Origin of the sequence: Halomonas sp. DP5N14-9, from assembly GCF_019802175.1 — a bacterium.
Taxonomy (GTDB): Bacteria; Pseudomonadota; Gammaproteobacteria; order Pseudomonadales; family Halomonadaceae; genus Halomonas; species Halomonas litopenaei.
In genome coordinates, this window is the sequence record NZ_JAHVHR010000004.1 from 21336 (window position 1) to 29886 (window position 8551).

Here is an 8551-nt window from a genome sequence, read left to right on the forward strand (position 1 = left end):
GTGATCAGGGTATGGTCTGGCGCCCTGGTGATCAGTTCATGGATGGGGTTACAGCACTTCGAGGGCGTCGGCGAGCTTGTCCACCGCCACCACCTCCATCCCCGCCGGGGAGTTCTTGGGAGCGTTACCCCGGGGCACGATGGCGCGGGTAAAACCGTGCTTGGCGGCCTCGACGATACGCTCCTGGCCGCTCGGCACGGGGCGAATCTCCCCGGACAGGCCAACCTCGCCGAATACCACCAGCTCGCGCGGCAGTGCCCTGCCCTGCAGGCTCGACACCACCGCCAGCAATACCGCCAGGTCGGCACTGGTCTCCAGCACCTTGACCCCGCCGACGACGTTGAGAAAGACGTCCTGGTCGCCGGTAAACAGGCCACCGTGACGGTGCAGCACCGCCAGCAGCATCGACAGGCGATTGGCATCCAGCCCTACCGCGACGCGGCGCGGGTTGCCCAGCGCCGACTCATCGAGCAGCGCCTGCACCTCCACCAGGATCGGCCGGGTGCCTTCCCACACCACCATCACCAGGCTGCCGGGGGCCTGCTCCTGCTGACGCGAAAGGAAGATCGCGCTGGGGTTCTTCACCTCCTTCATGCCGTGTTCCAGCATGGCGAAGACGCCCAGCTCGTTGACCGCACCGAAGCGGTTCTTCTGGCCGCGCAGGGTACGGAAGCGGGAATCGGCGCCGCCTTCCAGCAACAGGGAGGCGTCGATCATGTGCTCGAGCACCTTGGGCCCGGCCAGGCTGCCGTCCTTGGTGACGTGGCCGACCAGCAGCAGCACCGTGCTGGACTGCTTGGCGAAACGGGTTAGTGCCGCCGCGGATTCGCGTACCTGGGCCACACCACCCGGCGCCGACGAGATGTCCTCCAGATGCATGGTCTGGATCGAGTCGATCACCAGCACCTCGGGGCGCTCGCGCTCGGCCACCGCCAGGATGGTCTTGACGCTGGTCTCCGCCAGCATCTTGAGTCCCTGGGTCGGCAACTGCAGGCGGTGGGCGCGCATCGCCACCTGGGACAGCGACTCCTCGCCGGTGACATAGAGAACGCTGCGCTCCTGAGCCAGCTTGCAGGCGGTCTGCAGCAGCAAGGTGGACTTGCCGGCCCCGGGGTGGCCGCCCAGCAGCACCGCGGAGCCCGGCACCAGACCGCCACCGAGTACGCGGTCGAACTCGGCAAAGGTCGACGACAACCGCGGCACCTCCGACAGATCCACGTTGGCCAGATCCACTACCTCACGCGACAGGCTGCCGGCGTAGCCACCGCGCGCCGTCGCGCCGGCGCTCGACCCGCTTCTGGCAGGCGAGGACAGACGCACCTCGGTCAAGGTGTTCCACTCCTGGCAGCTGGAACACTGCCCCTGCCATTTGCGGTACTCGGCACCGCACTCGGTGCACACGAAGGCGCTCTTGGCCTTGGCCATGAATCCTCTCTCTATCGGTTCAATCGGGTTCGTTCGTCAGCGATGGTCAACACTGCGGCTTACCGCCGTGTCCCGGGTAGCACTTGTCGTCCTCGACACGGCGGTAGCGGCGAAACACCTCCATCTCCCAGGGACGCATGGCGATCATCAGGCTGACACCAAAGCGCTGCTCGAGCGGCAGCGACAGATCTTCCTGATGACAGTGGCGAAGGTCCAGCGCCAGCCGCCGAAGCTTCTGCTGCATCACCTCATTGGAGCGCACCGACAGCATGCCATTGACGAACAGTCTTATCTCGCCCGGGCGATCGAAGCGACACGCCAGGAAATCCTCCTGGACCCGGGACTCGAAGAAGCGCTGGATAGGCCCTTGCGGCTGCCACTGGAAGTCATAGCTGATCAGCAGCTTGATGCGATTGCCCGGCAGCAGCTCGATCAATCCCATACGATCGAGCCGCACCAGGTGCGTTATCACCTGAGGCTCGCCGAGCGAATAGGTCGCACAGATATCTTCAAAGCGCCAGCGATTAAGCGCACAGAAGGCCACCAGCAGCAGCGACATGTCAGAGACCAGCTCCTGCTCAAGCTCTGGGGCGATCGCGTCGACCAGCACCTGGGGCTCCAGCTGGCGTACAAGGTCTGTGATCTCAAGACCGACCAGGGCACACACCTGATCCAGGCGCTGCAGCGAAAACTGGCGCTCGGCGAACAGCCGCTTGACGCTGGCCTCGGACAGGCCAAGCGCCGCCGCCACCTGCTGATAGGTGACGCCATTGGCCCGCAGTGCCGCCTTGAGCGCATCCACAATCGCCACCGTCTGCGCCATGACTCACATCCCTCATCGCCGAAAGCCCCGGCCAAGGTAGCAGAATACGCGACTCACGGCTCAACAACACGCTACCTTCCGGATCCTGCTGGCGTACCGCGCCCCGACCTCGCCATAGTGCCATCGACGCCGCGCTCGCCACACCCTGTAGGCGATGTCGGCTCCACCACCCAGCAAGCAGGAGATCTCCATGGAAAATGAAGCGAGCAACAATTCGTCAGGCTGGCTGTTCTTCGTCAAGGTCACCTTTGCCATCGCGCTGGCCGCCATGGCGGTCGGTATCGTGATGGCGCCCATCGACCTGCTGGTCAAAGGCTATCTCGGCGTGTGTTCACTATTTCTGGTCTCCACCACCATCACCCTGTCCAAGACGCTACGCGATGACCACGAGAGCCGGCGCTTCCACAACCGCATCTCCGAGGCTCGCACCCAGCAACTTCTCAAGGAATACACGGAGTAGCCACCATGTCACTTTGGACGAAACTGCACACCCTGGTTCGGGCGACAGCTCACGAACCGGCAGAGAAGCTCGTGGATGCCAACGCATTGCGGATCATGGCCCAGGAGATCCGTGAGGCCGAGCAGGCCTTGCACCAGGCACGCCTCGATCTCGCTGGCCTGATCGCCGAACGCAGACAGCTCGAGCGCCACAACCAGCAACTGGCCGAGCAGCTCGAAGCCAGAGAGCACCAGGCTCGCGCGGCCCTCGAACAGGACGATGAAGCGCTGGCCTTGGCCGTGGCCAGCCGCATCGCCGAGGTCGAAAGCCAGTTGACCTCACAGCGACAGCACGCCGAGGCCTTGTCGCGACAGGAACAGACCCTGCGCGAGGAGCTCGGGCAAGCGGCTCAGTCACTGCGCCACTACCAGCGCGAAATGAAACTGGCCAAGGCGCGAAGCGGCAATGCTGGCCTTGGGCGGAAGCTGGGCGCTTGCAGTACCGGGCTCCAGCGACACATGGACGAAATTGCAACCAGCTACGAACGCATCCGCACGTCCCAGCAACACCAGGCAGATGTCACGACGGCCCTCAAGGAGCTGGATGAAGAGGCCAGCGGCCAGGATCTGGATCGACGCCTCAGGACGTCGGGTATCCTCGAGGGATCGATGGACGCCAGGAGTGTGCTTGCCCGGCTGAAGGCCCAAGGGAGCGCGGCTGCCGTCCCCGGCGAATCACCCAGTGGGGCATGAGCCCTGCGATCAGCGCGAGCACCGCCAGCGCTTCGAAACAGCTCCAGGCGGTGCCGAGCGGGCCTGTCGGCACAATACCATCACGTCAAGACGCCAAAGGGCGGCCCACTTGGGGCCGCCCTTTGTGTTCGACACTTGCATGTCGTGCGACTTACTGCTGGCGGGTCAGCTGCAGCATGTCGTTGTTCTGGAAGCGACGACGCTGGGGGTCGATCAGCTCCAGAGTCTGCGGATTGACGCGCATGAAGTAGTAGGTCTGGCCTTCACCGTTGGGGACCAGCTCGTAGACGGTGGCCTCCGGATTGTCGGCGGTACCGGTCAGCACATCCCAGTTGCCGGAGTAGTTCTCGTTCGGCGGATTCTGGGGATGGTTCTGGTAGGCCGCGGTCAGATCGAAGGTGCGCTGCGCCGGGGCGCTCTGGTCTTCACCTTCCATGGTAACCGTCAGGGCGATGCCGTCGCAGTTACGGCACGGCAGGGTCCCCTGGTAGGTCGCCGAGGTCGCCTGGATGGCTTCACCACCGGATCCCTCGTCGCTGGGGCCACTCGCACAGCCGGCCAAAAGGGCGAGCATGGCGGATCCCGCCAGCAAAGTCCTGAGTTGCATATTAGTCCTCCTAACCATTGAGCATGGAACCGACGAATCGGCAGCCTGCCGACAGCATAACCTCCCAGCTTCGTTGCGCACAGCCCTGTATCGCTGCCGGCTCACGACACCGGAGGCATCACGTGGGCGAACACCAGGCCAAGCACGATCGGCATCACGATCAGACTACCGAGGTTGCCGATCAGCACCAGCGACGCCACCGAATGCGGCTGCTGGCGATACTGCTCGGCCACCAGGTAGTTGAGCACCGCCGGCGGCAGGGCAGCGAACACCCACAGCGACGCGGCCTTGAGTCCCTCTAGTTCAAGCAGCATGATCAACGGCCAGGCCAGCAATAACCCGGAAAGCGGGCACAGCACCGCCCCGAGCAGCCCGGTCTTCCAGTCACCGAAGTCGATGTCGAGCATCCGCACGCCCAGGGCGAACAGCAACAGCGGGATGCACACACCACCGAGCATATGCATCGCCTCCAGCAGCCAGCCCGGTAGCGAAAGCCCGGACAGATTGACCGCCAGGCCAGCGAGGCTCGCCAGCACGATGGGCATGCGCAAAAGGCGCCACAGCGGCGTATGGGGACTGAGCATCTTCAGTCCCAGCGAGAAGTGCAGCAGCATTTCGACGATGAACAGCACCACTGCCGCCGGCAGCGCCTGCTCACCGAAGGCCAGGATCAGCAGCGGGATGCCCATGTTGCCGGAATTGTTGAACATCATCGGCGGCACAAAGGTCTTCGGCTCGAGCCTGAGCCACTTCACCACCGGCCATACCAGCAGCCCCGACCCCACTACCACCACGGCGCCGGCCAACGCCAGCCAGGCGTAGTCCTCAAGCGGCGCCTGGCGGTCGGCCAGCACCACAAATACCAGCATGGGCACGAACAGCTCCATGTTGAGGGTGTTGAGGCTACGGATGTCGGGAGAGCGCAACTTGCCATAGAGGGTACCGGCCCCCGAAATCAGAAATACCGGTAGCAGAGTGGCGAGGATCTGAGCGGTCATGGAGTCTCTTAGGCGGCAAACGGTCAGCGCTCGCAGCCTAGCACGTCAGCGACTTGCGCAGGGCCCTGGCAGCGGTCACCATGACCAAAGTGGTAATCAAGCCTTCGATTCTGCCAAGCCTGCCAAGCGAGAGACCATGAGCCAGTTGTGGAGTCCCAACGTTCGGGAACTGACCCCCTACGTGCCGGGCGAACAGCCCCGCGAGAAGCTGATCAAGCTCAACACCAACGAGAACCCCTACCCGCCCGCGCCTGGCGTGGAACGGGTCCTGCGCGAGTTCTCGGCGGATCATCTGCGGCGCTACCCGGACCCCACCTCGAGCGCCCTGCGTGAGGCCCTGGCACAGGCCCTCGGCACGACCTCCGCCAACGTCTTCGCCGGCAATGGCTCCGACGAGGTGCTGGCGCTGGCCTTCCAGGCCTTCTTCCGCCAGGACAAGCCGCTGGCGATGCCGGATATCTCCTACAGCTTCTATCCGGTCTACTGCCGCATGTACGACATCGACAGCCAGCGTTTCGCGCTGGACGATCAGTGGCGTGTCGACCTGGACGCCCTGGCCAGCGACAGCGGCGGCGTGATCTTTGCCAACCCCAATGCCCCCACCGGTCACGGCCATGGCCGCGAGGCCATCGCGGCCTTGCTCGACAAGGTCACCGACCGCGTGGTGCTGGTGGACGAAGCCTACGTGGACTTTGGCGGCGAGAGCGCCGTTCCCCTGGTCGAGCGCTACCCCAACCTGCTGGTGACCGGCACCTTCTCCAAGTCGCGCAGCCTGGCAGGGCTTCGTCTTGGGTATGCGGTGGGCTCACCGGAGTTGATCGAGGGTCTGACCCGGGTGAAGGACTCCTTCAACTCCTACCCGGTGGACGCCCTGGCCAGCGCCATCGGCATCGCCGCACTGGAAGACGGCGACTACTTCGAGGCCACGCGTCAGGCGGTGATCACCACACGCGAACGTACTCGCCAGCGTCTCGATGACCTGGGCTTCGAGGTGCTGCCGTCACAGACCAACTTCGTGCTGGCGTCACACCCCAAGCACGACGCAGCCCAGCTTTTCGTCGGTCTGCGCGAGCGCGGCATCCTGGTACGTCACTTCAATACCGAGACGCTGCGCGATCATCTGCGTATCTCCATCGGCACCGATGACGAGATGGACTCGCTGATCGAGGTGCTCAGCGACCTCTGTCGCTAGGCCACAACATCGGGCGCCGCGCGGCGCCCCTTCTTTGCAAGAGGCCCCCATGAGTGAGCGTCTGCCGTTGACCGGAGTGCACCACGTCGCCCTGATCACCGCCGACTACGAACGCGCCCGGCGCTTCTATATTGAGGTGCTCGACGCCCGCATCCTCAACGAGGCCTACCGCCACGAGCGTGACAGCTACAAGCTGGACCTGGCCCTGCCTGGAGGCATCCAGCTCGAGCTGTTCTCCTTTCCCTCTCCGCCGCCTCGGCCAAGCTATCCCGAGGCCTGCGGTCTTCGTCACCTTGCCCTGGCAACATCAGACCTGGACGCCAGCGTCGCGTTGCTGAAGCGGCGTGGCGCGCGACCCGAACCTATCCGAGTCGACGAGCTCACCGGTGCCCGCTTCACCTTCTTCGCCGATCCTGACGGAACACCTATCGAACTCTACGAGACGCAAGCCTGACGTCACCGCAACCACACAGCGCTTCAGCCGATTCCGCCACTGTCCCTGACCCGCGAGGCAAGCACCATGCTCAAGGTAGGCTTCTTCAGCTCTCAGCCCTACGAACGCCCCTTCTTTTCCGATGAGCATCACCCTCAACTGAGTATCGTGCACTTCGAGCAACGCCTCAGCGCCCGCACCGTGACCCTCTGCCAGGGACTCGATGCAGTGTGCGTATTCGTCAACGATGAGCTGGATCGCACCGTGCTCGAGCGTCTGGCCGTGGTAGGGGTACGCCTGGTCGCGCTCAGGTGTGCAGGATTCAATAACGTTGACCTCGACGCCGCTCGCCGGCTCAACATCCAGGTGTGTCGCGTACCGTCCTACAGCCCCGACGCCGTTGCCGAGCACTGTGTCGCCCTGATGCTCACGCTCAGCCGCAAGATCCACAAGGCCTACAACCGGGTGCGTGAGGATAACTTCGACCTCAATGGCCTGCTCGGCTTCAACCTCGCCGGAAAGACCGTCGGGATCGTCGGCTTCGGCCAGATCGGCCGCTCCCTGGCGGGTATCCTGAGCGGCTTTGGCTGCCGCGTGCTGGTCACCGACCCAGCCCCCATCCGCATCCCCAACCAAGCCGACATCGCGCAGGTCGAGTTCGATGAATTGCTGGCACACAGCGACATCATCTCGCTGCACTGTCCGCTCACCCCAGACACCCACCACCTGATCGACGAGTCGGCCTTTTCCCGAATGAAGGACGGGGTGATGCTGATCAACACAAGCCGCGGCGCCCTGGTCGACACACGCGCCTGTATCGAGGCACTCAAGCGTCGCAAGCTCGGCTACCTGGGTCTCGACGTCTACGAGCAGGAAGCCGGCATGTTCTTCGAGGACCGCAGCGACGACATCCCGCTGGACGACGTCTTTGCCCGCCTTATCAGCTTCCCCAATGTCGTCGTCACCGGCCACCAAGGCTTCTTCACCCGGGAAGCCCTGAGTGAGATCGCATCGACCACGCTGGAAAGCCTCACCGCCTTCGAGGAAGGGCGTTCTCTCGATCAGCACTGTCAGCTCTAGAGAGTCGACGCTGCCCTGAACAAAAGAAGGCCCAACTCCTCTTGGAGTTGGGCCTTCTTTTGAATAAATACCTGACGATGACACGTAGACAGCAAGGTCGCTCGCATGGGGGTGAGTCACCCCAGCGCTCTTTACAAGGGCTGCGGCAACGCCGCAAGGGGGGGACGAACGACGCGAGCCCGCCCTTGAGAAGAGCCAGGCCGGACCGCACCTAGGGGGTTATCGGCGCGGCCCCACAAATAAAGAGCGGGGCTGAACTTGTAGAGAGCGCATGCATGCGCTCTCTACAAAAAGAAGGCCCGACTATCTCTCGATAATCGGGCCTACTTCTGAATAAATGCCTGACGTCGGGGTGGACCCTCCGCTCGCTCGCCCAGGGCGCCGCTCTGCCCCCGAAGACTGCCGGATGACGCCACCAAGGTAACAATGTTTCTACTCGTCTCATCCCTGAGACTCGCCCTTCGTTCCTCAAGGCCCGCCTGCGGCGGTTCTCCCCTGTTTCCGACAGGGTAGTCGCATGGGGGTGAGTCACCCCAGGGTTTTGCAGCGAAGCTGCAAGGGGTGACGAACGACGCGAGCTTGCGAGCGGCCGGACCGCACGCAGTGCGGCCCCACATATAAAAAGAGGGGTCTTCCCATGCATGCGAAGAAGCCCGGTTATCTCTCGATAACCGGGCTTCTTCTGAATAAATGCCTGACGATGACCTACTCTCGCATGGGGAGACCCCACACTACCATCGGCGCTGAGCGGTTTCACTTCTGAGTTCGGCAAGGGATCAGGTGGTTCCCACACGCTATGGTC

The 8551-nt window shown here is 63.6% G+C and carries 9 protein-coding genes and 1 rRNA gene; 5 read left to right on the plus strand and 5 right to left on the minus strand.

Features of this window, described 5'->3' with window-relative positions; genetic code table 11:
- Window positions 1-48 precede the first annotated feature (48 nt).
- A complete protein-coding gene (radA, locus tag KUW00_RS05285; RefSeq protein ID WP_222568449.1) occupies window positions 49-1425 on the minus strand; it encodes a DNA repair protein RadA in 1377 nt (458 codons plus the stop codon).
- 46 nt (window positions 1426-1471) lie between these two features.
- Window positions 1472-2248, minus strand: a complete 777-nt coding sequence (locus KUW00_RS05290; protein WP_045994660.1) for a helix-turn-helix domain-containing protein — start codon at window positions 2246-2248, stop codon at window positions 1472-1474.
- Window positions 2249-2438: 190 nt separating this feature from the next.
- Between KUW00_RS05290 and KUW00_RS05295 the strand changes: the two genes are divergently transcribed.
- Complete coding sequence (locus tag KUW00_RS05295) at window positions 2439-2708, plus strand: YiaA/YiaB family inner membrane protein (protein ID WP_045994659.1); 270 nt, start codon at window positions 2439-2441, stop codon at window positions 2706-2708.
- A 5-nt stretch (window positions 2709-2713) separates the two neighbouring features.
- Entirely contained in the window at window positions 2714-3439 is a 726-nt protein-coding gene (locus KUW00_RS05300) for a PspA/IM30 family protein (protein WP_222568450.1), read from the plus strand.
- A 151-nt stretch (window positions 3440-3590) separates the two neighbouring features.
- On the opposite strand, the gene KUW00_RS05305 is transcribed toward KUW00_RS05300, so the two are convergent.
- The gene (locus tag KUW00_RS05305) at window positions 3591-4046 is read right to left on the minus strand and encodes a copper resistance protein NlpE N-terminal domain-containing protein (protein ID WP_045994657.1); all 456 of its coding nucleotides are present in this window, start codon (window positions 4044-4046) and stop codon (window positions 3591-3593) included.
- 101 nt (window positions 4047-4147) lie between these two features.
- The gene (locus KUW00_RS05310; protein WP_045994656.1) at window positions 4148-5044 is read right to left on the minus strand and encodes an AEC family transporter; all 897 of its coding nucleotides are present in this window, start codon (window positions 5042-5044) and stop codon (window positions 4148-4150) included.
- Window positions 5045-5180: 136 nt separating this feature from the next.
- Here KUW00_RS05310 and hisC point away from each other — a divergent pair, with 136 nt between their 5' ends.
- From hisC to KUW00_RS05325, 3 genes are all read left to right on the plus strand, one after another.
- The gene (hisC, locus tag KUW00_RS05315) at window positions 5181-6236 is read left to right on the plus strand and encodes a histidinol-phosphate transaminase (RefSeq protein ID WP_108131085.1); all 1056 of its coding nucleotides are present in this window, start codon (window positions 5181-5183) and stop codon (window positions 6234-6236) included.
- 49 nt (window positions 6237-6285) lie between these two features.
- Entirely contained in the window at window positions 6286-6690 is a 405-nt protein-coding gene (locus KUW00_RS05320) for a VOC family protein (protein ID WP_222568451.1), read from the plus strand.
- Between the two features lie 66 nt (window positions 6691-6756).
- Window positions 6757-7749, plus strand: a complete 993-nt coding sequence (locus KUW00_RS05325; RefSeq protein WP_222568452.1) for a 2-hydroxyacid dehydrogenase — start codon at window positions 6757-6759, stop codon at window positions 7747-7749.
- A 692-nt stretch (window positions 7750-8441) separates the two neighbouring features.
- Here the strand turns inward: KUW00_RS05325 and rrf are convergent.
- A 5S ribosomal RNA gene (rrf, locus tag KUW00_RS05330) occupies window positions 8442-8551 on the minus strand; the annotation flags it as partial.

Coding starts and splice junctions, on each gene's coding strand:
- radA (WP_222568449.1), bottom strand. CDS start 1,425: ATGGCCAAGGCCAAGAGCGCCTTCGTGTGCACCGAGTGCGGTGCCGAG.
- KUW00_RS05290 (WP_045994660.1), bottom strand. CDS start 2,248: ATGGCGCAGACGGTGGCGATTGTGGATGCGCTCAAGGCGGCACTGCGG.
- KUW00_RS05295 (WP_045994659.1), top strand. CDS start 2,439: ATGGAAAATGAAGCGAGCAACAATTCGTCAGGCTGGCTGTTCTTCGTC.
- KUW00_RS05300 (WP_222568450.1), top strand. CDS start 2,714: ATGTCACTTTGGACGAAACTGCACACCCTGGTTCGGGCGACAGCTCAC.
- KUW00_RS05305 (WP_045994657.1), bottom strand. CDS start 4,046: ATGCAACTCAGGACTTTGCTGGCGGGATCCGCCATGCTCGCCCTTTTG.
- KUW00_RS05310 (WP_045994656.1), bottom strand. CDS start 5,044: ATGACCGCTCAGATCCTCGCCACTCTGCTACCGGTATTTCTGATTTCG.
- hisC (WP_108131085.1), top strand. CDS start 5,181: ATGAGCCAGTTGTGGAGTCCCAACGTTCGGGAACTGACCCCCTACGTG.
- KUW00_RS05320 (WP_222568451.1), top strand. CDS start 6,286: ATGAGTGAGCGTCTGCCGTTGACCGGAGTGCACCACGTCGCCCTGATC.
- KUW00_RS05325 (WP_222568452.1), top strand. CDS start 6,757: ATGCTCAAGGTAGGCTTCTTCAGCTCTCAGCCCTACGAACGCCCCTTC.